Genomic DNA, 24,858 nt, shown 5'->3' with positions numbered 1-24,858 from the left:
CCCTTACCCCAGCTTGGCCAGTTCGGCCTGCACCAGTTGCTCCAGCTCCTCGTAGGGGATGGCGCCCGGCACCAGCTGGTTGCCAATCAGGGTCGCCGGTGTGCCCTGTACCCCGAGAATGGTGCCGATGCGCAGGCTATTGCGCAGCTCCTCGGTCGCCTTGCCCTCCGGTTTGAGCGCCACATTGCCGGTGGCCGCCAGCGTCTTGTTGATGTCTGCCTCGGTCAGCATCCCCTGCTTGCTCATCAGCTTGTCGTGCAGGGTGAGGAAGCGGGCGGGATCCTGCTGCCACAGGGTCAGACTGTACTGGGCCGCCTTGGCGGAGGTCTGCCCCTTGAACGGCAGCAGCTTGATTACCAGCCCCAGATCATCCGGATAGGCCTTGAGCAGTTTGGTCAGTTGGGGATCGAACTGCTTGCAGTAGGGGCAGTTGTAGTCGGTGAACAGCACCAGGGTCAGCTTGGGATTCTTGGCGCCGAGGCGCGGGCTGGTGGCGCTGTTGAACAGCACATCCTTGTTGCCCTTGATGAAGTTGCCAAGCTGCGCCTGCTGGGCGGCCGCGTTCTGCTTCTCCCAGGATTCGGCCGCCTCGTCGAGGATCTTGGGGTTGGCGATCAGGGTCTCGCGGATCAGCTCCTTGATGCGCGCCTCCTGCTCCGGGGTGAAGGGGGCGGCGTGCAGAGCCGGAGCCAGCAGCGTGGCACAGAGAGAGGCCAGCAGGGGCAGGGCGCTCAGGGTTGATTTCATTTGGTGTCTCCTTGAGAAGTGGCAATGCCTGCTTGCGCCAGGGTGGCAAGCAGGGTCGGGCGGTCCAGCAGGGGCGAGAGGATCTCGCCACCCTGCAGGTCGGGCCCGTAGATCTGGTTGAAGGGAATGGCCACGCTACCGCGTTGGCGCAAGAAGTCGGCGATGCTGGCAGAGGGGCGGCTCCAGTCCCCGCGCAGGGCCACCACATCGGGGGCGCTCAGGGCGTTTTGTACGTCATCTCGCAGCAGTACGTTGAATTTGTTGGCTTTACAGGTAATGCACCAGTCGGCGGTGACATCGACAAAGACCCGCTTGTTCTGGGCCAGCGCATCCTGGATGGCTTGCTCCGTGAGCGGCTGCCAGTTGACGGTATCTCGCTGGGGCTTTCCTTCCATCGTAAAGGCGCCGCCCAGCAGCAGGGTCCCGCCCAGCAAGCAGCCCAGCGCCAACCCCAGGGTCACGCCCCGAATGCCATGGCGCCACACGACGGCCAGCAGCAGGGCGGCCAGCATCAGCGCCATCAGGATCAGCATCCAGAATTGGCCGACATGGTTGCCGAGCAGGCTGAGCAGCCAGAGGCTGGATCCCAGCATCATCAGGCCGAGCAGCATGCGCAGTCGCCCCATCCAGCGGCCCGGCTTCGGCAGCCAGAGCGCAAGACGGGGGAAGGCGGCGATCAGCAGCCAGGGCAGGCTCATGCCGAGGCCAAGCGCGGTGAAGATAAGCCACAGCTGACCGAGTGGCGCCGCCAGTGCAAAGGCGACCGCGGTGCCAAGGAAGGGGGCCGAGCAGGGGGTCGCCAGCAGGGTGGCGAAGCTCCCCTGCAGGAAGTGGCCGCCGAGGCCGTTGCCACCGCTGGTGGCGAGGCGGGTGCTGAGATGGCTGGGCAGCCGGATCTCGAACAGCCCCAGCAGGTTGGCGCAGAACAGCGCCGTCACCACCACCATAAAGCCGATAAACCAGATGCTCTGGAACTGGATGCCCCAACCGACGGCGCCTTGCGTGGCGCGCAGCAGGCTGCTCATGGCTGCCAGCATCCAGAAGGAGGCGATGATCCCGGCACTGGCCGCCAGAAATTGCAGGCGAACCGGACGGCGCTCACGGGTTTCCAGCTGCAACACCGATCCCAACTTCAGTGCCAGCACCGGCAGCACGCAGGGCATCAGATTGAGGATCAGGCCACCCAACAGGGCGGCGCCCAGCAGCCAGAGCAGCGAGTGGCCCTGACTCGGCAGGGTCAGCGGGTCACCTATCTCGAGTTCGCTCTGCCAAGCCTGTTCACCGTTGGCCAGGACCAAGCCGAGTGGCTGGTTACGGATGTCGGGCGCATCGCCCTGCCAGCCATCGCTGACCGGAATGCGGGCGATCAGGGTGTTGTCTTGCACCTCCAGCTCGGGTTTGCCAAATTCGGCGCCCTCCAGCCGCTGGAGGAAAATCTGCGGATCCTGCCAGCCCTGCGGGTTGTCGGCAGTCAGCTGCAGCTGGTTTTGCTGATAACCCGCTTTGAGGATGACGGTCTCCGGCATGGCTTGTGGCAGCTTGCTCATCGCCTGGGCGTAGGCAAAGTCGAACCCTTCCGGCGCAGTGCCATCCAGCGCCAGGGTGAAGGGGTAGTCAGTCAGGATGCAGACATTGCTACAGGTTGAAAGGCGCAGGGTGCCCGTCAGCGCCTCGCGGCGGCTGTGGGCAAGCGTGATGGGGAGGCTGACGGCCTTCTGATAGCCCTGGGTCGAGATGCCGCTGACCTCAAACCGCTCCGGTACGGGCCAATGCCACTGCTGCGCCGCTTGAGGGTCATCCCAGAATATTTCAGGGGCAATGCCGCCTTCCCCCGGGTTCTGCCAATAGGTTTTCCAGCCGGATTCGAGCGCCAGGCTGAGCAGCACGCGCGTTTGGGCGGGATCACGGGCGTCGGCTTGCAGCCGCACTTTTGCGTGATCGTTCCGGGGACTGGCAAGCCAGCCGGTGTCGCTGGCCAATCCCATGGATTGCCACAGCAGACCGCCCATCAACAGGGCCGTCTTGATGATGTTTGACATTTTTCTGTCTCTTGAAAATGGAAGTTAGGGGGGTAAACCGCGGCTAACTCATTCTCGCCAGACACAGAGAGTAAGATGCAGTCGCCGTTCAGGCGGAGATATGTTCCGAGGTGGGGGCAACGCGGGTGAGCGGCGCGACAGCGGCGCCAGCAGGGCCATCACGAAGGCGATGGCAAAGAAGATCTGTTCAACGCAGAGCAGGGTAGCGGCGCTCAGCCACTTGCCATTGAGCTGGCAACTGGTGGGCTGCGGGCTGGCCGGTTTGGCATCCTCTTGATCCGTCGCGGCGCTCGGCACAGGCAGTGCCTGACAGCTGAGGGCCTGATCGAGTTGGGCTAGCCGGGCCAGCGGCTGGGCCGCACAGTTGAGCACCAGAATGCAGACCAGCAGCAGGAGTCTTGTCGCCACGCGTTGTCGCAAAATCATGCTCGCCCTACCCTGTTGAATGGTGCATATCCTATCGATCATTAATGACAGGAGCAAGTCAGCGGGATTCGATAAGACCATATGCGCGATGCGGGGTGGTCAGTTCTGTCTGGCGAACGCTTGTTCGCTAAAAGGGGGATCAGTATACTGCGCCGAGTTAAAACTCGAGGTGTTCGATGCTCAAAATTGCCCGTGTGCTGCTGCTTGGTCTGCTGCTCATTTTCTGGTTCCTGTTCGGCCTGCTGCTCTGTCTGGTTCGTCCGCGTCATCCCAACAACGTCTACGTCTTCGCCCGCATGTATCACGCGGTCTGCCCGTTGATCGGGCTGCGAGTCAAGGTGACGGTGGCCGAGGAGGTCAAATCGGTCGGCCCGGCGGTCTACGTCTGCAACCACCAGAGCAACTTCGACATCTTCACCGTGACCGGTGCGGTGCAGCCTGGTGTGGTGGCGGTAGGCAAGAAGAGCCTGCTCTGGCTGCCCCTGTTCGGCCTTATCTTCTGGCTCTCCGGCAACGTGCTGATCGACCGCTCCAACCGCTCCCGTGCCATCGGCACCATCGGTCAGGTAGTGGATCGCATCAAGAATCGCGGCACCTCCATCTGGATGTTCCCGGAAGGGACCCGCTCCAAGGGTCGCGGTCTGCTGCCGTTCAAGGCGGGCGCTTTCCACACTGCGGTGCAGGCGGAAGTGCCGGTGGTGCCCATCGTCTGCTCCAGCTACTTCGGTCAGATCGACCTCAATCGCTGGGACAACGGCGAAGTGCTGGTGGAGGTGATGGCGCCGGTCTGTAGCAAGGAGCACGGTGCCAGCGGCATTCGCGATCTCTCCGACACCTGCCGTGCCCGGATGGAGGCCAAGCTGGCCGAACTGGACAGCAAGCTGGGCCACAGCCACGCCGCTTGATGGATAGCGCAGCTGAATCGACAAGGGAGCCACCGGCTCCCTTTTTTGTTGGTGAAAATCACCACTTGGTTGGCTATTTTCACCAACAAACCCTTCTTGAATTTCCTCAATAAATCCCCATCTATATGTAAAACAACAATAATTTTTCTTGGCACGGCTCTTGTAATGTAATGGGAAGAGATAGCCATCCCATCAACAAGGAGCCAGACCATGAGCGTATTCAGCCGCCTGACCGACGTGATTAATGCCAACCTGCACAGCCTGCTCGACAAGAGTGAAGAGCCGGAAAAGATGCTGCGCCTGATGATCGAAGAGATGGAGCAGGTGCAGGTCGAGATGCGTACCCAGGCCGCTCGGGTGATTGCCGAACAGAAACAGCTGGAACGTCACCAGCAGGCGTTGCAGGCGCAGATCCTGGAGTGGTCGGCCAAGGCCGAACTCGCCATCCAGAAAGGGCGTGAGGATCTGGCCCGTGCCGCCCTCACCGAGAAGCTGGCGGAGGCCAAGAAATGTGAACAGCTGGAGCAGGACAAGGCCCGGGTGGCCGAGGTGCTGGCCCAGCTCACCGCCGACAGCGAGCGACTGGCGGCCAAGCTGACCGAGGCGCGCGAGAAGCAGAAACTGCTGACCCTGCGCGAGCAGACGGCCCACAGCCGCATTCGTGCCCGTGCTCAGGTAGGCAACCAGCGCATGCACGAGTTGATGGCCCGTTTTGACGGTTTTCAGGGCCGGGTCGATCAGCTGGAAGCCCAGCTGGAGGCGGCCACTCTGGGGCAGAATCCCTCGCTGGAGGCCCAGTTCCGCGAGCTGGAGCTCAATGACGAGATCGAGCGCGAGCTGGCTCGCCTCAAAGGCCAGAAGGCGGAGGTGTAATCATGAGCCCCTGGCCCAAGGATCTGGTGCATCGAAAGCTGACCGGGGTCTGCGCCGGTATTGCCAGGCGGTTGGGGGTCTCCAGAGTCACGGTGCGGGTGGTGGCACTGCTCGCCCTGATCCTGATGCCACCGCTGGCACTGGCCGCCTATCTGCTGGCGGTGCTGGTGATGCCGCCCCGTTATGAATTGAAGCGCTGGCTGGATTGACCGAAGGGTTGCCCAGCCGGCAGACAAGGTACTGATAAGGAGCAAGTTATGCTGGAATTTTTCATCTTGCTGGTGGTGCTGCTGGTCATGGCACTGACCGGTTTTACCCTGGTGGCCATGTTGCTGGTGAGCGGCCTGTTTGTGCTGCTTGGGGCGCTGGGTGGCATGCTTGCTCTGATCATCAAGCTGGCCCCCTGGTTGCTGCTGGTGCTGGCGGTTTGCTGGCTGATCAGCAACCGCAGCAAGCGCTCCAATACCTACCTCTAACCCGCCTGAGGTTGTGCAAGACGTTGTGTGGTGCTCCCTGATTTCCCCTTTTCGGCCACTCATTGAGTGGCCTTTTTTTGCCTGTCATCCTCAAGGCCGGGTGGCTGCGGGTAACCATTGCGGGCTCCAGCTCTGCCAGAGCGCAGGGTGCAGGATCAGCTGCTCCTTGAAGGATTTTGGCTGCTGCTTGAGGCGATATTCGATGCGCAGGGCCGCCCCCTTCTCACCGACTTCCTGCTGCCATACCAGCGTCAGCGGTCCCTTGCCGCGCAGGGCGCGAGAGCCCTTGCCACTCTGGTGCTGGCGCAGGCGGCGCAGTGGGTCCGTGCTGATCCCGGTATAGAGCAGGCCGGTGGCGGTGCGCACCATATAGACAGACCAGCGGGAAGGCTCGGGTGGTTGCGGCGCGGGTGTGGTTGTCGCGGACTCTCTCATTCAACGTCTCTGTGCCAAACTCAAAGCAGCTCAAGGAGGTGCGATGAGAGTCTGGTTCTGGTTGTGGTTACTGTTGTCGGTCCCGGCTCAGGGGGAGACGATCCGTCTCTACGATTACCATCAGCATCCGCCCTTCAATACCGGTGGAGAGGCAGGGTTGAGCCACGAGCTGGTCAAGTATCTCAATGAAAAGCTGGAGGGGGAACCCAGGATCGAGCTCTGGCTGGTCAATCGCGCCCGGCTGGCGCTGGAGATGTCGGATCCCGACTTCGACGGTCTGGTGGTCTGGGTCAATCCCGCCTGGGTGGGGGATCCCCAACGCGAGCGCTATCTCTGGACCTTTCCGGTGATGCGCGACACCAACGAGCTGATCTCGAGCATCGACAAGCCGATCACTTATCGCGGGCCAGATTCCCTCAAGGGGCTGGTGTTTGGCGGGGTGGAGGGCTATCGCTACCAGGGGATCGATGAGGCGGCCGCCGGGGGGGAGCTGGTGCGCCACGATGCCAAGAAGGTGAAGATCAATCTGGATCTGCTGGTGCGCGGGCGCATCGATGTGACTCTGGTGCCCGGGTCGGCCCTCGCATTTTTCACCCATGTCCCGGCCTATGAGGGCAAGCTGTTTGTCTCGCCCTTTCCCCAATCCAGCTATACCCGCCATATTCTGGTGCCCAGATCCCGTGCCGATCTCCATGCTCGTCTCAACGATATCGCCGAGCTGATGGACCGGGATCCCCGCTGGCACCAGGTACTGGAGTCCTATCGCGGTACGCCCTGAGGGCGGCGCTTGAGCCGGTGTAGCGGTAGCAGGCTCACCAGCAAGCCCGACCAGACGAAGGCGAAACCGACTGTCTTGATGGGGTCCGGCGCCTCACCAAACCAGTAGATGGCGAGCAGGAAGGCGAGGCTGGGCTCGATATATTGCAGCAACCCCACCGTACTCATCCGGGTTCTCGCCACCGCGTAGCAGAACAGTCCCACCGGCAGCAGGGTGGCGGGTGCGCTGCCCATCAGTAACAGCTTGTCGGCCAGATCCCCGTTCACGAATGCCCCTTCCCCGTGCCACGCCAGCGTGCCGATGATGATCAGCGCGACGGGCAGTTGCACCATGGCTTCCAGATAGAGGCTGGTGCCGGTGTCGTAGTGGATCTTCTTCTTGATAAGGCCGTAGCAGGCGAAGTTGGCCCCCATGATGAGGGAGAACCAGGGGAGCTGGCCGTAGCAAAACAGCATGTAGGCGAGCCCCGCCAGCGCCAGGGCGACCGCCAGATGCTTTTGCGGGGTGAGCCGCTCTTTAAGGAAGATGACGGCGAATACGATATTGAACAGCGGGGTCATAAAGAAGGCGAGGCTGGTGGTCAGCACCTGTCCGGTGGTGAGGCACCAGGTGAACATGCACCAGCTGATGGACATCACGGGCCCCGCCAGCAGAATGAGGCCGAGCTGGCGCGGCTCGCTGCGCAGTTGTGCCCACGGCACCTTGTGGCCAAGCACCAGAAACAGGACGCCCAGCAGTACCACAGACCAGAGCACCCGGTGGGAGATCAGCTCCCACATGTTGACCTCGGGCATAAATTGATAATAGAGCGGCAGCATCCCCCACAGGATGAAGGAGAGGGTCGCGGTGCCGGTGCCTAGCCAGTTTTTCATCATTGTCCGTTTATTAAATTAAACACCCATGGCGATAGTAGGGGGCGCGCCCTGTTTCCACAAGAGGGAAAACAGGGAAATGCTGGTACTATCAACATCATGCAGCAAATCGATACGTTGTTTGAGCAAATCAGGGCCTGCCGTCTGTGCGAGGCTCATCTGCCGCTGGGACCTCGTCCGGTGATCCGCGGGGCCGAGAGTGCCCGGCTGCTGATCATCGGTCAGGCGCCCGGCACCCGGGTGCATGCCAGCGGTATCCCGTGGGATGACCCCTCCGGTGACAGGCTGCGCCAGTGGCTCGGGGTTGATAAAACCACTTTTTATGACGAGTCGCGCATCGCCATCATGCCGATGGGGCTCTGCTATCCCGGCAGGGGAAAGTCCGGCGATTTGCCACCCAGACCCGAGTGCACGCCCACCTGGCACGACAAGGTATTGATGCTGTTGCCCAACATCGAACTGACCCTGCTGATCGGCCAGTATGCGCAAGCCTACTACTTGCGGGGGGCGGCCAAAGGGTCGCTCACCGAGACGGTGCGTAGCTGGGCCGACTATGGCCCCGGCTGGCTGCCGTTGCCGCATCCCTCCCCGCGTAACACCCTCTGGCTCAGGAAGAATCCCTGGTTCGAGCAGGAGATAGTCCCCCATTTGCAGCAAAGGGTCGCCCCTTTGCTGGAGCGACCCTGAACGGTTAAACAGCCGGTTCGGCCAGCGGTTTGGGTTTGCTGCGGGCCATGGCGACCAGCGGCAAGATGATGCAGAGGCACCCCAGCAGCAGCGGCAGGCCCGGCTGCTCGTCAAACAGCCACACCCCGATGGCCACCGCCATCAGCAGACCGGTGTACTCCGCCGAGGCGATCTTGCTCGCCTCCGCCTTGCGATAGGCCACCACGCACAAGCCCGCATAGACCATGATCAGCGCCGAGGAGCCAAAAGCCGGCCACCACATCTGCCACTGCCAGTCGCCCCCTTCCCACAATGCCAGCGCCAGAATGAAGGGCATGCTCAGCACGTTGGTGAAGAACAGGGTCTGGGCGATGGGCTGCTTGAGCGGGATCCGCTTGATCAGCAGGTTGTTGAGCGCCATGGAGAGCGCCACCCCGAGCGCCGCCAGCGCGGCCCAGTTCACCTCGGTCGGGCGCAGCACGATCAGCACCCCGATAAAACCGAGCAGCGCGGTCAGCACCTTCTGGCGCGAGATCGCCTCTCCCGCCATCCATACCGCCAGCGGCACCATCATCAGCGGCGCGGCATAGAAGAGGGCATTGGCGGTAGCGAGCGGCAAGCGGGTGAGGGCGACCACCATCAGGCAGACGCCAACCGCCCAGATATGGGCCCGCAGCAGGTGCCACTTGATGGCCACCGGCGGGTTGCGGCGCCATGACCAGAGCAGCCAGGGCATCAGCAGAAGGGCGGCCGAGAGTTGGCGAAAAAAGACAAACTGGAAGATGGGCTGATCCGGCTCCAGTACCTTGACCAGTGCATCGGAAAAGACCGCCACCATGTTGCCCAGCACCAGATAAAGGATGCCGATCCCTACTGCATTCATACCACCTCCTACTTCAGATGAGGGGAGGGTAGCGCGGGGGCCGTTATCCAGTAAAATGATAAAAAATGACCACTCATGAGATATTTAGATAATGAAGCTGCCCCCCCTGCGTGCCGTGCAATATTTTGAAGTGGTCGCCCGGCTGCTCAGCTTCTCCCGCGCCGCCCTTGAATTGAACGTCAGCCAGAGCGCGGTCAGCCACCAGATCCGCCTGCTGGAGGATTTTCTGGGTGAGCGTTTGCTGCTGCGTCAGGGGCGGCTGCTCTCGCTGACGCCACAAGGGGAGAGTTACTTCGAGGGGATTGCCGCCGGGCTCAGCCAGATTGCCCAGAGCAGCGAGCAACTGCGCGGTGGTGGCGAGATGCGAGTCCGGCTTGCGGTCTACAGCTCGTTTGCGGTGAAGTGGCTGATCCCCCGTCTGGCTGGGTTACGCCAACTCTACCCCGAGCTGGATTTGAGTCTGGAGATGGTGGCGGAAGACCCCGAGCTCTCCGATCGGGTGGCGGACTGTTTTATCACTGTGTCGCCCCACGGGCGTGGCTACTGTCACGATCTTATCTATCAGGAGCGGCTCTTTCCGGTCTGCAGCCGCCGTCTGTTGCAGCAGGTCAGCGGAGAGTGGCCGGGCGCCATCTGGCAGCTGCCGCTGTTGTCGGTGCAGTCCATCTACAAGGCGCGGGGCGAGGATTGGCAGCGCTGGGCCAAGGCGGGTGGGCTGGTTATTCCGGACGAGGCGCGGATGCACCACTTCAGCCATGTGCTGCTGGCGATGGAGGCGGCGGCCTGGGATCAGGGGGTGGCGTTCGTGAATGACTACATGCTGCGGCCCGATGATCCCCAGCTGGTGGCCTTGCCGGTACACCAACTGGAGACGGGGGATGCCTTCTACTTTACCTGCAAGCGCTCGCGGGCCCATGAGCCCGCCATCAGTCGGTTGCGCCAGTGGCTGATGATGGAGACACGGCAGAGTATGCCGCTGTAATTGCTCGGGTTATCAGGCTTTCTTGAACTGGCTCAGCACAAACAGGCTGGTGGCGCAGACGACGACCGAGGGCCCAGCCGGGGTGTCTTGATACCATGAGAGCGTCAGCCCGCCGAGCACGGCGAGGCAGCCGATCAGCGCGGCAAAGCCGGCCATCTGCTCCGGTGTCTGGCTGAAGCGGCGGGCGGTGGCGGCGGGGATGATCAGCAGGGAGGTGATGATCAGTGCGCCGACAAACTTCATCGCCACGGCGATCACCAGCCCGATCAGCAGCATCAAGACGCAGCGCAGCACATCGACCCGGATCCCCTCTACCCGCGCCAGCTCTTCCGAGATGGTCATGGAGAGCAGGGGATCCCACAACCGCCACAGGGTGAGCAGCACCAGCGCGCCACCGCCATAGATCCAGAGCAGATCCATCGGTTGTACCGAGAGCAGGTCGCCAAACAGGTAGGCCATCAGATCCACCCGCACGTTATCCATAAAACTCAAGGTAACCAGACCGAGGGACAGGGCGCTGTGAGCCAGAATGCCGAGCAGGGTATCGGTCGCGACCTGCTGGTTGCGGCTCATGATCACCAGCAGCATCGCCATGGCGAGGCAGCAGACCACCACCGCCAGAGTGAGATCGACCTGCAGCAGAATGCCCAGTGCGATGCCGAACAGACAGGCATGGGAGAGGGTGTCGCCAAAATAGGCCATCTTGCGCCATACCACGAAGCTGCCGAGGGGGCCGGCCAGCAGGGCGATACCGAGACCGGCTGCGAGGGCGTATAACAGAAAGCTGTCCACTTGAATGTCCTGTTGCTTGCGCTATTTGCTGTGAGCGTTGTTGCGAGAAGGCAGGCGGATGACGGGGGCCTGCGGTTCATGATGATGGTGTTCGCCGTCGCAGTGGTGATGGTGGGTATAGACCGCCAGCACCTCCTGCTCCGGTCGCCCGAACAGACGGGCAAATTCGGGGTGGCGCGCCACGCTTTCCGGCTCGCCATGACAGCAGACATGGCGATTGAGGCAGATCACCTCGTGGGTGCTGGCCATCACCAGATGCAGGTCGTGGGAGACCATCAGCACGGCGCAATTGAACTCGGCGGCGAGCTGACCGATCAGGGCGTAGAGCTCGATCTGGCCAGTGATGTCCACGCCTTGAACCGGTTCGTCCAGTACCAGTAGCTCGGGCTTAACCAGCAGAGCGCGGGCCAGCAGTACCCGCTGCATCTCGCCACCGGAGAGTTTTTGCATCCGGTTCTCAAGCAATCCTTCTGCGCCCACCCGGGCCAGCGCTTCCTCGATGGAGAGGCGGCTGTTTTTGCCCAGTTGCAGGAAGCGGCGCACCGTCAGCGGCAGGGTGGGATCCAGATAGAGGCGCTGGGGCACATAGCCGACCCGCAGGTCGCGGTTGCGGGTGATCTTGCCCGAATCCGGCGTGAGCAGGCCGAGCACCAGCTTGCTCAGGGTGCTCTTGCCCGCCCCGTTGGGGCCGACTAGTGTGGTGATTTTGCCTTTATTGAGGGTAAAGGAGACCTTGTCGAGCACAGAGCGTCCATCAAACGAGAGAGAGACCTCTTTCAGCTCTACCAGTTGGCTCATGACAACTCCGGGGTTTACAGCCAGTGAGAGTTATAATATAACAAAAAAGGCTGTTATATTATCACATACTCACCCCCTGACGAGATTCATCAATGAGAATTATTGCGCTTTTCACTGCCCTGCTGGCGGTGAGTTTGCCTGTTCGTGCCATTGAGGTACTGACCACCATCAAGCCTCTTGGCTTCATCGCTGCGGCGATCACTGACGGGGTGAGCGAGCCCAAGGTATTGCTGCCGACCGGTGCCTCTCCCCACGATTTTTCCCTGCGTCCCTCCGATATTCGCAGCATCAACAGTGCCGATCTGGTGGTATGGGTCGGCCCCGAGCTGGAAGGCTTCATGGCCAAGCCGCTGGCCAACCATCCCCATGCTCTGGCTCTGACTCAGGTTGAGGGGATGCCGCTGTTCAACTACGCGACTCAGGATAGCCATGACTCCCATGATCATGATGCGCATGATCATGACCACGCTGCCCACGAGCACGGCGACCATGACGAAGGGCATGAAGGGCATGAGGGGCATCATCACGAAGGGGTCGATCCCCATATCTGGCTTGGCCCGACGCAGGCCAAGGTGATTGCCAAGGCGATCGCAAGCGAATTGGGCAAGCTGGATCCGGCCAATCAGGCCCGCTATGACGCCAACCTCGCGGCATTTGATGCCAAGGTGGATGCCAAGGACAAGGTGATTGCCGGCCAGATGAAGGCGGTGAACCAGAAGGGGTACTTTGTCTTCCACGAGGCGTATGGCTACTGGGAGCGCCACTACGGCATGAGTTCAAAAGGTCACTTCACCGTGAGTCCGGAGCGTCGCCCGGGTGCCAAGACGCTGGTGGATATTCGCAAGGCATTGGAAGAGAAACAGGCGAGCTGCATTTATGCCGAGCCGCAATTCTCACCGGCAGTGATCGAATCGGTGGCACGCAATACCGGTGCCAAGGTGCTGTTGCTGGATGAGGTGGGTGAACAGGTGCCGCTCGGCCCGGATGGTTATCCCCAATTCATGCAGCAACTGGCTGACGCATTCGCCCAGTGTCGCTGATCACCGGCTGAGCCTCTCATCCGGACGGACTATACTGACCTCCAGCATCTGACATGGAGTGTCTGGTATGAAATGGTTGTTGATCCCGGCCTGCACCCTGGCGCTATGTTGCGCCAGTGTGCAGGCATCGCGTCTCTCCGAGTACATTGCCAGTCCGGACCTGCGGGCCAAGCTGCAGGAAGTGTATGGTGGCCGCGCCATTCAGCGGGCCGAGGCTTTTTCTCGCCTGCTGGCCCCCAGAGCGGGCACGACCGACCAGCAGAAGATCGAGCTGGTGAACAACTACTTCAACAATCTGACCTACAGCGAGGATCCCAGGTTGTGGGGGGATGAGGATTATTGGGCCAATCCGCTGGAGTTCATCGGTGCCCGCGGGGGGGATTGCGAGGATTACAGCATCGCCAAGTACTACACCCTGATGGAGCTGGGGGTAGATGAGAAGAGGCTGCGGCTGGCTTATGTCAAGGCAGTCAAATACAACCAGTTTCACATGGTGACGCTCTACTTCCCGACCCCCAAATCTGACCCGCTGGTGCTCGACAACATCAACAGCCGGATCCTGCCCGGTAGCAAGCGTACCGATCTCATCCCCGTTTACAGCTTCGATGCCAAAAGCATCTGGATCATGAAGTCACGCCGGGAAGGGACGCTGGCGGGGAGTGCCGATCGGTTGGCGCAGTGGACATCGATGAAGACCCGTTTCTCCAGCGAGCAACTGCGCTCTCCCCGTCGTCAGCTATAGCTTGCCCGCCGCTTTCAACTCCTCGAAATATTTTGCCGCGCCCGGATGCTGTTCAATGCTCAGCACCGGGCCGGTTTTATTGCGCGCCCGGTGAAACATATTGGCATAGCCATAAGTCTGTTCATTGAACTTGGTCTGCTGGGTCAGCATGGCCTTGGTCAGGCGATAGACAGACGCTTCCGGCATGGCGGCATTGGTGACCAGGGTGGCGGCGATGGCAAAGGTTGGCGTCGCTTTCAGATTGCCAGGGTAGATGCGGGCGGGCACCTGACTGCGCTGGTAGTAACTGACACCCTTGAGCAACTGATCCCGGGTGGCTCCCTCTATGGCAAGAAAGCTGACGGGGCAGCGCTTGGCAGTATCCAGCACGATCCGGTTCGGGTGCCCCATAACCAGTGCAAAAGCATCGATCTGCTTGCTGCAGAGCGCATCCGGCAGGTTGGCCATGCTCTTCAGGTCGAGGTCCTGCTCTTTCGCTCCCAAGATGTTGAACAGGGCCAGCGCCGTCTGGCGGGTGCCCGAGCTCTTCAACCCCATGTCGATGGGGGCGAGCTTGAGCTGTTCCAGTGAGGTGATATCGCCATCGGCACGGATCACTATGGTGAAGGGCTCGGCATGGGTGGCAAACAGGGCGCGCAGCTCAGGTTGCGGCTGTGTGGCAAAAGGGCCCAAGCCCTTGCTGGCCTGATACAGCCAGTCGGACTGCACCATGGCGTAGGAGGTCTCGCCGCTCTTCAGTCGCTGCAGGTTTTCTATTGAACCCGATGTGGCTTGTAGCTTGCACTCAAGTTGTTCATCGGCCTCATGGGCCAGCCGGCAAAACTCTTTGGTTATCTGATGGTAAATCCCCTGCTCACCACCGGTGGCGATAGTCACGGTTTCAGCCATCAGGCCGGGTTGCCACAGCAGGGGCAACAGTATGGCGAGCTTTTTCATGATTGCGCCTCCCTGGCATAACCATCGATACCCCAGGTCCGCAGTGTGTCGATGTCGCGGCACTCTCCCGATTCCGCCAGCAGGGTATAACCGGCGGCATGCATGGTCTGGGAGAGCAGATTCCAGTAGAGCGGCGCATCGGTCAGCTGGCAGCTGATAAAGATGGGGTTGAGCGGGTCAAGTTGATTGAAGGTATCTGCATTGAGGGGAATGGCGCTGAAGGCGAGCTCACACCCCTGTTCCTGTAGCGCGGCCAATGTGGACTGGCCGTGGGCGGGGAACGTGGCCACATCCCAGCGCCAATCCAGAGTCTTGCCGCGTCCCTGGCTCAGCAGGGGGGCGATCTCTGACCATTGCGGATGATTGAGCAGGGAGAGGGGCAGCAAGATCCCCTCAATATGGGAGTGCTGCCACTGTTGCAGAGCGGTCTGGATAGTCGCGAGATCGCTGTCTGCACCGAGGGGCTGGTTGGGCAAGAAGCGCTGATAGAGCGCGATATCCCCTTGAGTTGAGACAAATTTTTGCAGTTGCCCGCCTTCCGGTAACGGGCTTAGCCCTTGCAGCGGCAGCGGGTGGGTCAGTGGCAGCTGTTTGCCCAGCTGGGTGATCTTGAGCCGTTGTTGCAACAGATCCCGTTTGCGTTCGGAGACCAGTTGGTTGATGGAGATCGCCACCTCTTTGAGATCCTGCAACCAGGGGGTGGGCAGGGTGCTGTTGAACTGGTGTTTGCGGATCCGGATCAGTTGCAGGTTGATCTGCTCCAGAGGATGCAGCAGGCGTTTGCACACCAGGGAGATCACCAGGGTAAAGACCACCAGCCCCGCCAGTAGCGCCAGACCGGTGCGGCTGATGGCATTCCACAGATGCTGGTAGGCGTAACCGCTATGCCCCTCCAGTGTCAGGGTGCCCAGCATGCGCCAGCCATCGGTCAACTCTTGCTCAATTTTGACGGGCGGCATGCCGATAACCGAGGGAAGCCAGCCGGGGACATTCTGCTGGGTCGAGTGGAAGACCTTCTGAAACAGCAGCTGGCCATCGGGATCGATCAGGGTGACAGAGCTGACGAAGCCGCCATCAAACATGGCATTAACGATGGTCTCTGCCAGCACCTTGTCGTCATTTAACAAGGTTCCCTGCAAGACCAACCCAAGGGCTGTGATGGCGGTTTCCAGATTGGCTGACATCTGGTCGAGGATGGACTGGCGGACTGTCGTGACTTCCAGTGCGAACAGCAGCGCCGCACCTATCAGGAACAGGACGACAATTATTCTGATTAACAGTTTTGCTAACGACATATCCACTCCATGGAAAAGTTATCGCAACATTTTGGGTTTCTATTCAGAATCGAATCCGACCCGGTTCTTAAAAATAGGAAAAAATGGTTAAAAAAGACGATCATTTCTGCCCATCCGGGCGGGTTATGCATAAAATGTGGGGTTCATGCAGATTGCGATGAACTATTTGTAACTTTTTTTGTCCAACAAACAGTTTTATACGGTTTTGTCACAACTGACATCGCAACTCACACTCTTTAGATCTAAATACAGGATAGCGGATGAAACGTCTCCGTCCCTTGGTAGTACAGGCTGCCAATTGGGAACCACCGGTTCCCCGCAAACACTTTTATGCCATGCTGATGCTGACGGCCATGACCCTGTCAGCAGTGGCATTATTGCCAGCTCCGGGTGACATCCTCGAGCGGCCGCTGCGTCTTGAGTTGCCCATTGATACCGCCGGTACGGCAACCAACGAAAACAACACCGACTTTAACGAAATCCCCGATCACGAACTGGTTGATCAAAGTGCGCCGGATGACGACATCCCGGTTGACACCACCCCCCAGTGGCAGGATTACCGGGTTCGCAACGGCGAAAACCTGACCGCCATTTTTAACAATCTCGGTCTTTCCACCACCACCCTCTACAAGGTGCTGGACGCGGACAACAAGAACTATCTGGCGCGCCTCAAGCCGGGCCAGAATATCGAGCTGCTGATCGATCAGGACAACATCCTGCAGCAACTCAAGATCCGCCTGAACATCAAGCAGACGCTAGTGATGGCGCGCAGCGATGATGCCTATACCGCCTCCATGATCAATGAGAAGGTCGAGTGGCAACCGCAGCGTTACAACGGGGTGATCAACGGCAGCTTCTATGTCAGTGCCCGTAATGCGGGCATTCCGGCCAACCATATCCAGAAGATTGCCAACCTGTTCCAGTGGCGGATGAATTTCGCCAAGGATTTGCAGAAGGGCGACAAGTTCAAGGTGCTGGTCCGCCAGGAGACGGTGGAAGGCAAGAGCACCGGCAACAGCCAGCTGCTCGGCGTGGAAGTGATTAGCCAGGGCAAGAATGTGTCAGCCTGGCTGGCCGAAGATGGCAACTATTACGACGGTCAGGGCAACAGTCTGGAGCGCGGATTCCGCCGCTACCCGACTCACAGCCGCTACCGGATCAGCTCCAATTTCAACCCCGCGCGCAAGCATCCGGTGACCGGTGCGATCCGTCCCCACGAAGGGACCGACTTCGCGGTACCGGTGGGCACGCCGGTGCTGGCGACCGGTGATGGTGTGGTCCAGAAGGCGACCAGCCACCCGCTGGCGGGCACCTATGTGGTTATCAAACATGGCCGCACCCTGGCGACCCGCTATCTGCACCTGAGCAAGCTGCTGGTCAAGCCGGGCCAACGGGTGAAGATGGGCGACAAGATCGGCCTCTCCGGCAACACCGGCCGATCGACCGGTGCCCACTTGCACTATGAGCTGCGGATCAACAACCGCCCGGTCAATGCCATGACCGCCAAGCTGCCGATGGCTGAACCCCTGAGCGGCAAGGAGCGTCGTCAGTTCCTCGCCAAGGTGAAGAGCTACCGCAAGGAGCTGGCCGCGGGTTGATACCTGTCATCACTGCCTGAAATGAAAAGGCCCCGCCAGATTGGCGGGGCCTTTTTGCAGGCGCGGTGAGGGTCAGTACCCCTTGTCGAAGTCAATCTTGCCATCCAGTGGCTGGCCGTCGATAAAGCGGATGTAGTTGCGCACAAAGATCTGTGCCACATCCTCTGGGAAGCTGTAGGCGCTGTTGTGGGGGGTGACGATGAGGTTGGGTTGTCCCCACAGCGGACTGTCGGCGGGCAGCGGCTCCTGCTCGAACACATCCAGCACCGCCATCGCCAGCTTGCCGGTACGCAGCGCGGTGAGCAGATCGCCCGAGTGCACGGCGCTGCCGCGGCCAACATTGAACAGGATGGCGCCCGGTTTGCAGTGTTCGAAGCGCGCGGCATTGAACAGATGACGGGTATCGCGAGTGGCTGGCAGCACGCTGACGATGACATCGGCCTGCGCCAGCATCTTGTTGAGCGCCGGCAGCTGATAAACCTGATCAAACCCGGCCCGCTCCCGACCGCTGCGGCTGATGCCCAGCACCTTCATGCCAAAATGTTTGCCGGTCTGGGCGATATGCTGGCCAATGCTGCCGGTCCCCAGGATCAGCATGGTGCGCCCTTTGAGGCCCTGATAGGGGTGGCTCTGCCACAGCCGCTGCTTCTGCTGCTCCCGATAAAGAGGAATTTGGCGCATCAGGCTGAGCAGATGACCAAAGACATACTCGCTCATCAGCGGGCCGAAGATACCGCGCACATTGGTGAGCTGATAGTCGCGGCGACTGTCAGGGTCGAGCAGCACATCGACTCCCGCATAGGTGGACTGGAACCAGCTCAGCTTGTTGGCTTTGGGCAGCAGCGGTTTGGCACGGGCCGGTTCGGCCATCAGAATATGGGCTTCGCCAATCAGTTTTTCGGCATCGGCCGGATTATCGGCCCGCAGAATGCGCAGATGGGGGAGGTTGGCGGCCTTGAGCAGCCGTTCGTAGTGAGCATTATCCTGGCTGAGCAAAAGAAGGGTACGTTGGCTCATACTCTTGTTCCTTATCAGAATTTGCGGCGCAACAAGATGCCGCTCTCGTCCCATCTTACCTGACTTCATCTCGCAACATAGCCGACCAGGGCGCTTTTTCGTTTTCGCCGCGCCCCTCGTGGGCTACAATCTGCCCCACATTTTGCAAAGGATCCGACTCCAGTGTTTGGTGACAAGTTTTATAAGCGACTGGCCGAGCTACAGCCTTGGCAACAGACCGTCTACACCCTGGCGCTGGCAGAGCGCATGTACCCCAACTATGCCCTGTTCTGTCAGGCCTCCGGCTTTGGCAATGCAAGCGCCTTCCGGCATGCGCTGGATCAGCTGTGGGTCTACCTCACCGTCAAGGGATCCCGGGTCAATCTGGGTGCCATTCTCGAAGAGTTCGAGTCTCACATTCCGGATCCCCGCAAGTTTGAATCCTACGGCGCCTATCCCGCGCTGGATGCCTGCGTTGCGCTGGGCTGCGCCTACAACTCGGTGATCTGCCGGGTTGGCGAAGAGGCCAACGATGCCAGCCATGCATCAGTCGGTACCGTGGCCGGTTTTATCGAGCTGCTGGAAGAGCGGGATCTGACCGAAGAGGAGCTCTACGAGCACGAGTACATGGAAGCCGAGCTGGAGTTCCAGGTCGAACTGCTCAAGCGGGTTGCCCATGAGCGCGACAGCGATCGTATCCTGGCTATCAGAACATTCGCCTGCCAGGATGGCGTCTCCAATATCGGGATCAGCCTGGAAGAGTAATTCTCTCCAGCTCCTGATAGACAAAAGCTCCCGTTCGGGAGCTTTTTTTATGCCTGAAATTGTTCAGCAGCTTATGCCTGCTCTTCGGTGAGGGGTCTGACACTCAGCACCGGGGCTGCGTCGATTTCATCGGCATTCATCATGGAGGAGATGCGTTGCAGGGAGGAGAGCAGCAGGGTCTGTTCCCACGCTTCCAGCGCCTGAAAACGCTGGATGAAGCGTTCTTGCAGCGGGGTGGGGGCTTGGGCCAGCAGGGCGCGGCCTGCGTCAGTCAGTGTCGCGTGAACCTTGCGCTTGTCGGTATTGCTGCGAACGCGCTGCACCAGTTGGCGGCTCTCCAATCGGTCCATGATGGTGGTGGCGGTGGCCTGGCTCATGTTGGTGTGATCGGCCAGCTGGCGCATGGAGATCTGCCCCAGCTCATCGATCCCTTTGAGCAGCAAGAGTTGCGGGGAGGTGAGCCCGGCTTCTTTGATCAGGCGCCTGGAGTGCATGTCGATGGCACGAATAATCTGGCGCAGGGCGACCAGCACTTCATCATGTTTTTCCATGGGGTGTGCGTCATTGGAGGGCTATGGAGAGGCGCAAAATTTTCCGCCTAATTCGTCACAAGGTCAATATGGTTTTTGGTGTAATCATTTCTGCTCTAATTAATTTTGTGTTAGGTTGTCGGGCATTTCACGGAATTCACCCTGACATTTGAGGAGCGAAATGATGAACAACGAGCTGGATATCAAGTCTCTGGTGGCCGAGTTACGCGTGGTCAGAGTGCGCTATGAACTGCCGGATACCTCGGCTTTTGTGCGCTATCAGCCTGCCTACGAAGAGGACCCCAATACCCTCAAGGTGCACCACTATGATGGTGAATTACCCCTCTCTTGCAGCGAGACAGGTACTTTCAACCTAAAGGAGTTGGTGAATGAATTGCGCTACGCCTATGTGCTGGTGCATCTCTTTCCTGATGAAAGTGCCATGAACTTCTATCTGACCGGCCTCGATACTGGCCTGGCACAGCTGGAGTTCATCGGCGGCTCCTACGACTTCAACCGACTCTGGATCACCAGTGGTATCTCCAATCTGGGTGTCCCCATGGCCATCTTCCTTGGCAAGCGTCACGCCGTGAATGGCCAGCCCTCGGTTTCGCTGGTGGATCACCGCGAACAGGCAGCTGGCAAACTGGTCTATCGCGCCATCGGCGGTGCCGGTGATCATGTAGGCGAAGACTTTTTCAACAACGACTAAGGAGGCTGGATGCGAGCAAGCAAAGGGCTATTGAAAGGCCTCAACCCGACCATGGCCATGACGGCCCTCACCGTGATCACCCTGTTTTTGCTGTTTGGCGTATTTGTTCCCGATACCGCGGCCGCCTGGTTTGTCGGTGCCAAGGATCAGATCATTGCCGGGTTCAAGTGGTACTACATTCTGGTTGTCGCCCTGTTCCTGTTCTTCGCTGTCTACTTGATGTTCAGCCGTTTTGGCAGCATCCGACTGGGTGACGACGACCAGGTACCGGAGTTCGGCTACTTCGCCTGGTTCTCCATGCTCTTTAGTGCGGGCATGGGTATCGGTCTGGTGTTCTGGAGCATCGCCGAGCCGATGAACCATCTGCAGGGCAATCCGTTTATTACCGAAGGGATGACCCCGGAAGCGGCCCAAATCGCCATGCGCCTCACCTTCTTCCACTGGGGTCTGCACCCCTGGGCCATCTATGTGATCGTCGGCCTGTCGCTGGCCTTCTTCAGTTATCGCCGCAAGTTGCCACTGGCGATCCGCTCTGTGCTTTACCCCATTCTCGGTGAGCGCATCTACGGCTTCTGGGGCCATGCGGCTGATGTGCTGGCAGTGTTCGGCACCGTGTTCGGGGTGGCGACTTCCCTTGGACTGGGTGTCTCCCAGATGAATACCGGCCTCAACCAGATGTTCGGCATGGCCGTGTCGCAGTCCAACCAGCTTTGGCTGATTGGCGGCATCAGCCTGATCGCCACCCTGTCGGCGGTCTCCGGGGTCGGGCGCGGTGTGAAGATCCTCTCCGAGCTCAATATCTGGTTGAGTGTGTTCGTGCTGGGCCTCTTTCTGGTGCTGGGGCCGACCACCTATATCCTCAATGCCTATGTGCAGAACATCGGCGATTACCTGCAGAACATCGTCAAACTGAGCTTCTGGACCAACACCGAGGCCAACGGCACCTCGGCTTGGCAGTCGAGCTGGACGGCGTTTTACTGGGGTTGGTGGATTGCTTGGGCGCCGTTTGTCGGCATGTTTATCGCCCGCATCTCCAAAGGACGCACCATCCGCGAGTTTGTGCTCGGCGTGCTGCTGGTACCCTCGCTGCTCGGCATGTTCTGGCTCACCGTGTTTGGCGGTACGGCGATGAATCTGGAGCTGTTTGGCGGTGGCGGCGTGGTGGCAGCGGTCAATCAGGATGTGACGCTGGCGCTCTACAAGACGGTCGAGCTGCTGCACTGGGAGACCTTCGGCTGGATCGCCAAGGCCGTGCTGACCCTGCTCATCTGCACCTACTTCATCACCTCCAGTGACTCGGGCACGCTGGTCATCACCACCCTGCTCTCCATCGGTGATCAGGAGCCGCCGGTGCTGCACCGCGCTGTATGGGGTCTGGGGCAGGGGTTGGTTGCCGTCATCTTGCTGGTCTCAGGCGGCCTGGCAGCCTTGCAGGCGGCCAGCATCATAGCGGCGCTGCCGTTCTCGGTGATCATGCTGGCGATGTGCTATTCGCTGATGCTGGGGCTCAAGCAGGAGAGCCAGCGCCAGTTCGAGTATCGCCAGAACCTCAAGCGCCACGATGGCTCATCCCATATGAGCCTGATGGAGCGAATTGGTCCGGCATAACGGCACCAGCAGGGGTTAGCACCCCTTCACATATAAATCTGGATGCAAAACGGCCGCCCTGGCGATGCTCTCCTTGTGGAGCTCATCATCAGGGCGGCCGTCTGTTATGGGGCCAACATTACTCTTCGATAAAGGTCCACTCATCCTTGATGCGGCTGATGGCATCGGTCCGCTTTTTGGCCAGCTGATCCTTGATCTCTTCCCCTTTGAAACCGGCCGCCACTATCTCTTTCACCGGCACCGCCTGGGCGGCAGCCAGCGCTTCGGCCACGTAGTCAGGCTCGGCGTAGACCCGCTCCTCGAAACCGGTGCGGCCGTGGAAGTCGGCGCGGCAGGCATCCAGCAGCTGGGCAAAGCGCTCGGGGCGGCGCCAGGCATCGGCCTTGTCGAACACCTTGAGCAGGGTGGCGGGCTTGAGCTCAAAGGCGATGTGGATGTGGGTATGCAGATCGCTCACCAGCAGCGCCAGATCCCGGCACTCGTTGGGTACCCTGAACCGCTCGCACAGGGCGCGAATAAGCGGCAGCCCCTTCTGACCGTGGCCGTGATGGCTGGGCCAGAACTCTTTGGGGGTGATCCCCTTGCCAAGGTCGTGGCAGAGGGCGGCAAAGCGCACCGTCAGCTCGGGGGAGATCCGGCACGCCTGCTCCAGCACCATCAGAGTGTGGATGCCGGTGTCGATCTCCGGGTGCCACTTGGCCGGGGCGGGGACGCCAAACAGGGCATCAATTTCGGGGAAGAGCGCCTTGAGGGCGCCGCACTGGCGCAGCACCTCGATAAAGATCTGCGGGGTCGGCCCCAGCAGCACTTTTTCCAGCTCCTTCCAGACCCGCTCCGGGGTGAGGTGGGCCAGCTCGCCGGCGGCCGTCATCTCGCTCATCAGGGTGAGGGTCTCTGGCGCAATGGCAAAACCCTGGGCATGGAAGCGGGCGGCGAAGCGGGCGACCCGCAGGATGCGCAGCGGGTCTTCGGCAAAGGCGGGGGAGACGTGGCGCAGCAGCCGTTTTTGCAAATCCTCGATGCCACCGTAGGGATCATGGAGCTGGCCCTGATCATCTTCGGCGATGGCGTTGATGGTGAGGTCCCGGCGCAGCAGATCCTGCTCCAGGGTCACATCGGGGGCGGCGTGGCAGACAAAGCCGGTGTAGCCCTGACCCTGTTTGCGTTCGGTACGGGCGAGGGCATACTCCTGCTGGGTTTTGGGGTGAAGAAACACGGGAAAGTCGCGACCGACCTGGGTAAAGCCCAGCGCCAGCATCTGCTCCACGGTGGCGCCGACCACCAGATAATCCCTGTCGCCCTGCGGCAATCCCAGCAGGCGATCCCGCACTGCGCCCCCAACCAGATAAGTCTGCAAACCGTCTCTCCCGTCATCAATCGTGGGGCCGAGTATATCGTCTTTGTTACCGCTTTGCTGCCTGACCACCACCTGGCCGCAGCGCCAGTCAGCGCGGCTTTGACTTGGGCGTGACGAGGCCTTACGCTGCCGCACCAGACAGCTGGCGCTGTGTTGCGTGATGGCGTTATGCCCGCGCTGGCCAGATGAGCCGAAGGAACCGCAGAGTTCCCCTTATATCAACGACATGAGAACAACGTGAATCAATCAACCTTCGCAAGCCGGGTTCTGGAGTGGTACCAGCTTCATGGCCGCAAAACCCTGCCCTGGCAGCAGGAGAAGACCCCTTACCGGGTCTGGGTCTCGGAGATCATGCTGCAGCAGACTCAGGTCGCTACCGTGATCCCCTATTACCAGCGTTTTATGGCGCGCTTCCCCGATGTGGTGGCGCTGGCTGATGCCCCCGTCGATGAGGTGCTGCACCACTGGACCGGGTTGGGCTACTACGCCCGGGCCCGCAACCTGCACAAGGCGGCCCAGCAGGTCCGCGATAACCACCACGGTCTCTTTCCCGAGCGTTTTGACGAGGTGATGGCGCTGCTGGGGATTGGCCGCTCAACCGCCGGGGCCGTGTTGTCGCTCTCTCTGGGTCAGCCCCACGCCATCCTTGATGGCAACGTGAAGCGGGTACTCACCCGCTGGCTGGCGCTGCCGGGCTGGCCCGGCCAAAAACAGGTGGAGAACGAGCTGTGGGAGATCGCCATCCGGCTCACTCCCAAGCTGGGTGTGGCGCACTACAACCAGGCGATGATGGATATCGGGGCCACGATCTGCACCCGCAGCAAGCCTGCCTGTGATCGCTGTCCGGTGCGAGCCGATTGCCAGGGGTTGTCGCAAGGCAAGCCCACCGTTTATCCCAACAGCAAGCCCAAGAAGAGCATTCCGGCTCGCGACGGCATCATGCTGCTGATCCGCCATGGCGATGAGTTGCTGCTGGAGAAGCGGCCGCCGCAGGGGATCTGGGGTGGGCTCTACTGCTTCCCGCAGGTGGCTTCGTTGGCGGAGGTCGACGGTCTGCTGGCAAATTTGGGGCTAGCGCACCACGGTTATCGAGAACTGGCCGGTTTTCGCCATACCTTCAGCCACTTCCATCTCGATATCCAGCCGCTGCTGATTGACATTGATGAGGCGCAGCCGCTGCGGCTCATGGAAGCAGATAACCGACTCTGGTATAACTTACGCCATCCTGCCGAGGTGGGGCTGGCGGCTGCCACGGCCCGTCTGCTCGCCTATCCAGAGTTACAACCATAGAGGTCAACATGAGCCGTACTGTATTTTGCCAACGCCTGAAAAAAGAGTGCCCGGGTCTGGATTTTCAACTCTATCCCGGTGAGCTCGGCAAGCGGATTTTTGACAACATCAGCAAGGAAGCCTGGGCCGAGTGGCAGAAGAAGCAGGTGATGCTGATCAACGAGAAAAAGCTCAATATGATGAATCTTGAGCATCGCCAACTGCTGGAAAAAGAGATGGTCAGCTACCTGTTTGATGCAGGTGAAGTGCAGATCGAAGGTTACACCCCGCCTGCCCAATAAGCTCTCCGGCTGTTGTTCGTGTGAACCGGAGCGGGC

At 60.3% G+C, this 24,858-nt stretch carries 28 protein-coding genes; 15 read left to right on the top strand and 13 right to left on the bottom strand.

Annotation, left to right across the window (positions count from 1 at the left end; genetic code table 11):
* Window positions 1–3: 3 nt before the first annotated feature.
* The 3 genes from OKC27_RS05810 to OKC27_RS05800 are packed head-to-tail and all read right to left on the bottom strand — an operon-like array spanning window position 4 to window position 3,212.
* Window positions 4–747 (bottom strand): DsbA family protein, encoded by a 744-nt coding sequence (locus OKC27_RS05810; protein ID WP_270693287.1) that lies wholly within the window; start codon window positions 745–747, stop codon window positions 4–6.
* Window positions 744–2,786 carry a protein-disulfide reductase DsbD family protein gene (locus tag OKC27_RS05805; protein WP_270693288.1) on the bottom strand — a complete coding sequence of 681 codons (2,043 nt, stop codon included), beginning with the start codon at window positions 2,784–2,786 and terminating at the stop codon, window positions 744–746. The genes OKC27_RS05810 and OKC27_RS05805 overlap by 4 nt, the downstream gene beginning before the upstream one ends.
* A 48-nt stretch (window positions 2,787–2,834) precedes the next feature.
* Window positions 2,835–3,212, bottom strand: coding sequence for a hypothetical protein (locus tag OKC27_RS05800; protein ID WP_270693289.1), 378 nt, complete (start codon window positions 3,210–3,212; stop codon window positions 2,835–2,837).
* Window positions 3,213–3,388: 176 nt separating this feature from the next.
* Here OKC27_RS05800 and OKC27_RS05795 point away from each other — a divergent pair, with 176 nt between their 5' ends.
* From OKC27_RS05795 to pspG, 4 genes are all read left to right on the top strand, one after another.
* Window positions 3,389–4,117: a 1-acylglycerol-3-phosphate O-acyltransferase gene (locus tag OKC27_RS05795; RefSeq protein ID WP_270693290.1), complete on the top strand. Its 729-nt coding sequence runs from the start codon at window positions 3,389–3,391 to the stop codon at window positions 4,115–4,117.
* 210 nt (window positions 4,118–4,327) lie between these two features.
* Window positions 4,328–4,990, top strand: a complete 663-nt coding sequence (gene pspA, locus OKC27_RS05790; RefSeq protein WP_270693291.1) for a phage shock protein PspA — start codon at window positions 4,328–4,330, stop codon at window positions 4,988–4,990.
* Between the two features lie 2 nt (window positions 4,991–4,992).
* Window positions 4,993–5,199, top strand: coding sequence for a PspC domain-containing protein (locus OKC27_RS05785; protein WP_005335873.1), 207 nt, complete (start codon window positions 4,993–4,995; stop codon window positions 5,197–5,199).
* A gap of 48 nt (window positions 5,200–5,247) precedes the next feature.
* Window positions 5,248–5,466, top strand: a complete 219-nt coding sequence (gene pspG, locus OKC27_RS05780; protein WP_005335871.1) for an envelope stress response protein PspG — start codon at window positions 5,248–5,250, stop codon at window positions 5,464–5,466.
* Between the two features lie 90 nt (window positions 5,467–5,556).
* Here the strand turns inward: pspG and OKC27_RS05775 are convergent, their stop codons facing one another.
* On the bottom strand, window positions 5,557–5,901 hold the full coding sequence (locus OKC27_RS05775; RefSeq protein ID WP_270693292.1) for a GIY-YIG nuclease family protein: 345 nt from the start codon (window positions 5,899–5,901) through the stop codon (window positions 5,557–5,559).
* A gap of 43 nt (window positions 5,902–5,944) precedes the next feature.
* Between OKC27_RS05775 and OKC27_RS05770 the strand changes: the two genes are divergently transcribed.
* Window positions 5,945–6,679 carry a substrate-binding periplasmic protein gene (locus tag OKC27_RS05770; protein WP_270693293.1) on the top strand — a complete coding sequence of 245 codons (735 nt, stop codon included), beginning with the start codon at window positions 5,945–5,947 and terminating at the stop codon, window positions 6,677–6,679.
* Here OKC27_RS05770 and rarD read toward each other — a convergent pair.
* Window positions 6,661–7,551, bottom strand: a complete 891-nt coding sequence (gene rarD / locus OKC27_RS05765; RefSeq protein WP_270693294.1) for an EamA family transporter RarD — start codon at window positions 7,549–7,551, stop codon at window positions 6,661–6,663. The two genes, OKC27_RS05770 and rarD, sit on opposite strands and share 19 nt — an antisense overlap.
* Before the next feature lie 99 nt (window positions 7,552–7,650).
* Here rarD and OKC27_RS05760 point away from each other — a divergent pair, with 99 nt between their 5' ends.
* Window positions 7,651–8,238, top strand: a complete 588-nt coding sequence (locus OKC27_RS05760; RefSeq protein ID WP_270693295.1) for a uracil-DNA glycosylase family protein — start codon at window positions 7,651–7,653, stop codon at window positions 8,236–8,238.
* Window positions 8,239–8,242: 4 nt separating this feature from the next.
* Here the strand turns inward: OKC27_RS05760 and OKC27_RS05755 are convergent, their stop codons facing one another.
* Window positions 8,243–9,100 (bottom strand): DMT family transporter, encoded by an 858-nt coding sequence (locus OKC27_RS05755; protein ID WP_042656431.1) that lies wholly within the window; start codon window positions 9,098–9,100, stop codon window positions 8,243–8,245.
* Window positions 9,101–9,191: 91 nt separating this feature from the next.
* On the opposite strand from OKC27_RS05755, the gene OKC27_RS05750 reads away from it, so the two are divergent.
* Window positions 9,192–10,082 carry a LysR family transcriptional regulator gene (locus OKC27_RS05750; protein WP_163128902.1) on the top strand — a complete coding sequence of 297 codons (891 nt, stop codon included), beginning with the start codon at window positions 9,192–9,194 and terminating at the stop codon, window positions 10,080–10,082.
* A gap of 12 nt (window positions 10,083–10,094) precedes the next feature.
* Here OKC27_RS05750 and znuB read toward each other — a convergent pair whose 3' ends face one another.
* Entirely contained in the window at window positions 10,095–10,874 is a 780-nt protein-coding gene (gene znuB, locus OKC27_RS05745) for a zinc ABC transporter permease subunit ZnuB (RefSeq protein ID WP_033115078.1), read from the bottom strand.
* 21 nt (window positions 10,875–10,895) lie between these two features.
* Complete coding sequence (gene znuC, locus OKC27_RS05740) at window positions 10,896–11,672, bottom strand: zinc ABC transporter ATP-binding protein ZnuC (protein WP_270806005.1); 777 nt, start codon at window positions 11,670–11,672, stop codon at window positions 10,896–10,898.
* 92 nt (window positions 11,673–11,764) lie between these two features.
* Between znuC and znuA the strand changes: the two genes are divergently transcribed.
* Window positions 11,765–12,712, top strand: a complete 948-nt coding sequence (gene znuA, locus OKC27_RS05735; protein ID WP_182932968.1) for a zinc ABC transporter substrate-binding protein ZnuA — start codon at window positions 11,765–11,767, stop codon at window positions 12,710–12,712.
* Between the two features lie 67 nt (window positions 12,713–12,779).
* On the top strand, window positions 12,780–13,454 hold the full coding sequence (locus OKC27_RS05730; RefSeq protein ID WP_270693297.1) for a transglutaminase-like cysteine peptidase: 675 nt from the start codon (window positions 12,780–12,782) through the stop codon (window positions 13,452–13,454).
* Here the strand turns inward: OKC27_RS05730 and OKC27_RS05725 are convergent.
* Together OKC27_RS05725 and OKC27_RS05720 are read right to left on the bottom strand one after the other, a co-directional pair.
* Window positions 13,449–14,390, bottom strand: a complete 942-nt coding sequence (locus OKC27_RS05725) for a TAXI family TRAP transporter solute-binding subunit (protein ID WP_270693298.1) — start codon at window positions 14,388–14,390, stop codon at window positions 13,449–13,451. The two genes, OKC27_RS05730 and OKC27_RS05725, sit on opposite strands and share 6 nt — an antisense overlap.
* The gene (locus OKC27_RS05720) at window positions 14,387–15,685 is read right to left on the bottom strand and encodes a LapD/MoxY N-terminal periplasmic domain-containing protein (protein WP_234603946.1); all 1,299 of its coding nucleotides are present in this window, start codon (window positions 15,683–15,685) and stop codon (window positions 14,387–14,389) included. Before OKC27_RS05720 ends, OKC27_RS05725 begins: the two co-directional genes overlap by 4 nt.
* Before the next feature lie 260 nt (window positions 15,686–15,945).
* Between OKC27_RS05720 and mepM the strand changes: the two genes are divergently transcribed.
* A complete protein-coding gene (gene mepM, locus OKC27_RS05715; protein ID WP_042656426.1) occupies window positions 15,946–17,283 on the top strand; it encodes a murein DD-endopeptidase MepM in 1,338 nt (445 codons plus the stop codon).
* Window positions 17,284–17,355: 72 nt separating this feature from the next.
* On the opposite strand, the gene OKC27_RS05710 is transcribed toward mepM, so the two are convergent.
* Window positions 17,356–18,300: a D-2-hydroxyacid dehydrogenase gene (locus tag OKC27_RS05710; protein ID WP_139406324.1), complete on the bottom strand. Its 945-nt coding sequence runs from the start codon at window positions 18,298–18,300 to the stop codon at window positions 17,356–17,358.
* Window positions 18,301–18,462: 162 nt separating this feature from the next.
* Between OKC27_RS05710 and OKC27_RS05705 the strand changes: the two genes are divergently transcribed.
* Window positions 18,463–19,044 (top strand): YjaG family protein, encoded by a 582-nt coding sequence (locus OKC27_RS05705; protein ID WP_075113215.1) that lies wholly within the window; start codon window positions 18,463–18,465, stop codon window positions 19,042–19,044.
* Between the two features lie 71 nt (window positions 19,045–19,115).
* Here the strand turns inward: OKC27_RS05705 and OKC27_RS05700 are convergent, their stop codons facing one another.
* The gene (locus OKC27_RS05700; protein ID WP_013723454.1) at window positions 19,116–19,595 is read right to left on the bottom strand and encodes a MarR family winged helix-turn-helix transcriptional regulator; all 480 of its coding nucleotides are present in this window, start codon (window positions 19,593–19,595) and stop codon (window positions 19,116–19,118) included.
* Between the two features lie 163 nt (window positions 19,596–19,758).
* On the opposite strand from OKC27_RS05700, the gene OKC27_RS05695 reads away from it, so the two are divergent.
* Window positions 19,759–20,286, top strand: coding sequence for a hypothetical protein (locus tag OKC27_RS05695; RefSeq protein ID WP_111806169.1), 528 nt, complete (start codon window positions 19,759–19,761; stop codon window positions 20,284–20,286).
* Window positions 20,287–20,295: 9 nt separating this feature from the next.
* The gene (locus OKC27_RS05690) at window positions 20,296–21,894 is read left to right on the top strand and encodes a BCCT family transporter (RefSeq protein WP_270693299.1); all 1,599 of its coding nucleotides are present in this window, start codon (window positions 20,296–20,298) and stop codon (window positions 21,892–21,894) included.
* A 118-nt stretch (window positions 21,895–22,012) separates the two neighbouring features.
* Here OKC27_RS05690 and OKC27_RS05685 read toward each other — a convergent pair whose 3' ends face one another.
* The gene (locus OKC27_RS05685) at window positions 22,013–23,251 is read right to left on the bottom strand and encodes a multifunctional CCA addition/repair protein (protein WP_270693300.1); all 1,239 of its coding nucleotides are present in this window, start codon (window positions 23,249–23,251) and stop codon (window positions 22,013–22,015) included.
* A 237-nt stretch (window positions 23,252–23,488) separates the two neighbouring features.
* Here OKC27_RS05685 and mutY point away from each other — a divergent pair, with 237 nt between their 5' ends.
* Together mutY and OKC27_RS05675 are read left to right on the top strand one after the other, a co-directional pair.
* Window positions 23,489–24,541: an A/G-specific adenine glycosylase gene (gene mutY, locus OKC27_RS05680; protein WP_270693301.1), complete on the top strand. Its 1,053-nt coding sequence runs from the start codon at window positions 23,489–23,491 to the stop codon at window positions 24,539–24,541.
* An 8-nt stretch (window positions 24,542–24,549) separates the two neighbouring features.
* A complete protein-coding gene (locus tag OKC27_RS05675) occupies window positions 24,550–24,822 on the top strand; it encodes an oxidative damage protection protein (protein WP_270693302.1) in 273 nt (90 codons plus the stop codon).
* Window positions 24,823–24,858: the final 36 nt, after the last annotated feature.

Origin of the sequence: Aeromonas sp. QDB62 (assembly GCF_027705695.1) — a bacterium.
Taxonomy (GTDB): domain Bacteria; phylum Pseudomonadota; class Gammaproteobacteria; order Enterobacterales; family Aeromonadaceae; genus Aeromonas; species Aeromonas allosaccharophila.
This window is presented reverse-complemented; position numbering and strand designations above follow the sequence as displayed.

Bases quoted from the DNA above. Each gene is read 5' to 3' on its own strand.
- OKC27_RS05810 (WP_270693287.1), bottom strand. From the start codon at position 747: ATGAAATCAACCCTGAGCGCCCTGCCCCTGCTGGCCTCTCTCTGTGCC.
- OKC27_RS05805 (WP_270693288.1), bottom strand. From the start codon at position 2,786: ATGTCAAACATCATCAAGACGGCCCTGTTGATGGGCGGTCTGCTGTGG.
- OKC27_RS05800 (WP_270693289.1), bottom strand. From the start codon at position 3,212: ATGATTTTGCGACAACGCGTGGCGACAAGACTCCTGCTGCTGGTCTGC.
- OKC27_RS05795 (WP_270693290.1), top strand. From the start codon at position 3,389: ATGCTCAAAATTGCCCGTGTGCTGCTGCTTGGTCTGCTGCTCATTTTC.
- pspA (WP_270693291.1), top strand. From the start codon at position 4,328: ATGAGCGTATTCAGCCGCCTGACCGACGTGATTAATGCCAACCTGCAC.
- OKC27_RS05785 (WP_005335873.1), top strand. From the start codon at position 4,993: ATGAGCCCCTGGCCCAAGGATCTGGTGCATCGAAAGCTGACCGGGGTC.
- pspG (WP_005335871.1), top strand. From the start codon at position 5,248: ATGCTGGAATTTTTCATCTTGCTGGTGGTGCTGCTGGTCATGGCACTG.
- OKC27_RS05775 (WP_270693292.1), bottom strand. From the start codon at position 5,901: ATGAGAGAGTCCGCGACAACCACACCCGCGCCGCAACCACCCGAGCCT.
- OKC27_RS05770 (WP_270693293.1), top strand. From the start codon at position 5,945: ATGAGAGTCTGGTTCTGGTTGTGGTTACTGTTGTCGGTCCCGGCTCAG.
- rarD (WP_270693294.1), bottom strand. From the start codon at position 7,551: ATGAAAAACTGGCTAGGCACCGGCACCGCGACCCTCTCCTTCATCCTG.
- OKC27_RS05760 (WP_270693295.1), top strand. From the start codon at position 7,651: ATGCAGCAAATCGATACGTTGTTTGAGCAAATCAGGGCCTGCCGTCTG.
- OKC27_RS05755 (WP_042656431.1), bottom strand. From the start codon at position 9,100: ATGAATGCAGTAGGGATCGGCATCCTTTATCTGGTGCTGGGCAACATG.
- OKC27_RS05750 (WP_163128902.1), top strand. From the start codon at position 9,192: ATGAAGCTGCCCCCCCTGCGTGCCGTGCAATATTTTGAAGTGGTCGCC.
- znuC (WP_270806005.1), bottom strand. From the start codon at position 11,672: ATGAGCCAACTGGTAGAGCTGAAAGAGGTCTCTCTCTCGTTTGATGGA.
- znuA (WP_182932968.1), top strand. From the start codon at position 11,765: ATGAGAATTATTGCGCTTTTCACTGCCCTGCTGGCGGTGAGTTTGCCT.
- OKC27_RS05730 (WP_270693297.1), top strand. From the start codon at position 12,780: ATGAAATGGTTGTTGATCCCGGCCTGCACCCTGGCGCTATGTTGCGCC.
- OKC27_RS05725 (WP_270693298.1), bottom strand. From the start codon at position 14,390: ATGAAAAAGCTCGCCATACTGTTGCCCCTGCTGTGGCAACCCGGCCTG.
- OKC27_RS05720 (WP_234603946.1), bottom strand. From the start codon at position 15,685: ATGTCGTTAGCAAAACTGTTAATCAGAATAATTGTCGTCCTGTTCCTG.
- mepM (WP_042656426.1), top strand. From the start codon at position 15,946: ATGAAACGTCTCCGTCCCTTGGTAGTACAGGCTGCCAATTGGGAACCA.
- OKC27_RS05710 (WP_139406324.1), bottom strand. From the start codon at position 18,300: ATGAGCCAACGTACCCTTCTTTTGCTCAGCCAGGATAATGCTCACTAC.
- OKC27_RS05700 (WP_013723454.1), bottom strand. From the start codon at position 19,595: ATGGAAAAACATGATGAAGTGCTGGTCGCCCTGCGCCAGATTATTCGT.
- OKC27_RS05695 (WP_111806169.1), top strand. From the start codon at position 19,759: ATGAACAACGAGCTGGATATCAAGTCTCTGGTGGCCGAGTTACGCGTG.
- OKC27_RS05690 (WP_270693299.1), top strand. From the start codon at position 20,296: ATGCGAGCAAGCAAAGGGCTATTGAAAGGCCTCAACCCGACCATGGCC.
- OKC27_RS05675 (WP_270693302.1), top strand. From the start codon at position 24,550: ATGAGCCGTACTGTATTTTGCCAACGCCTGAAAAAAGAGTGCCCGGGT.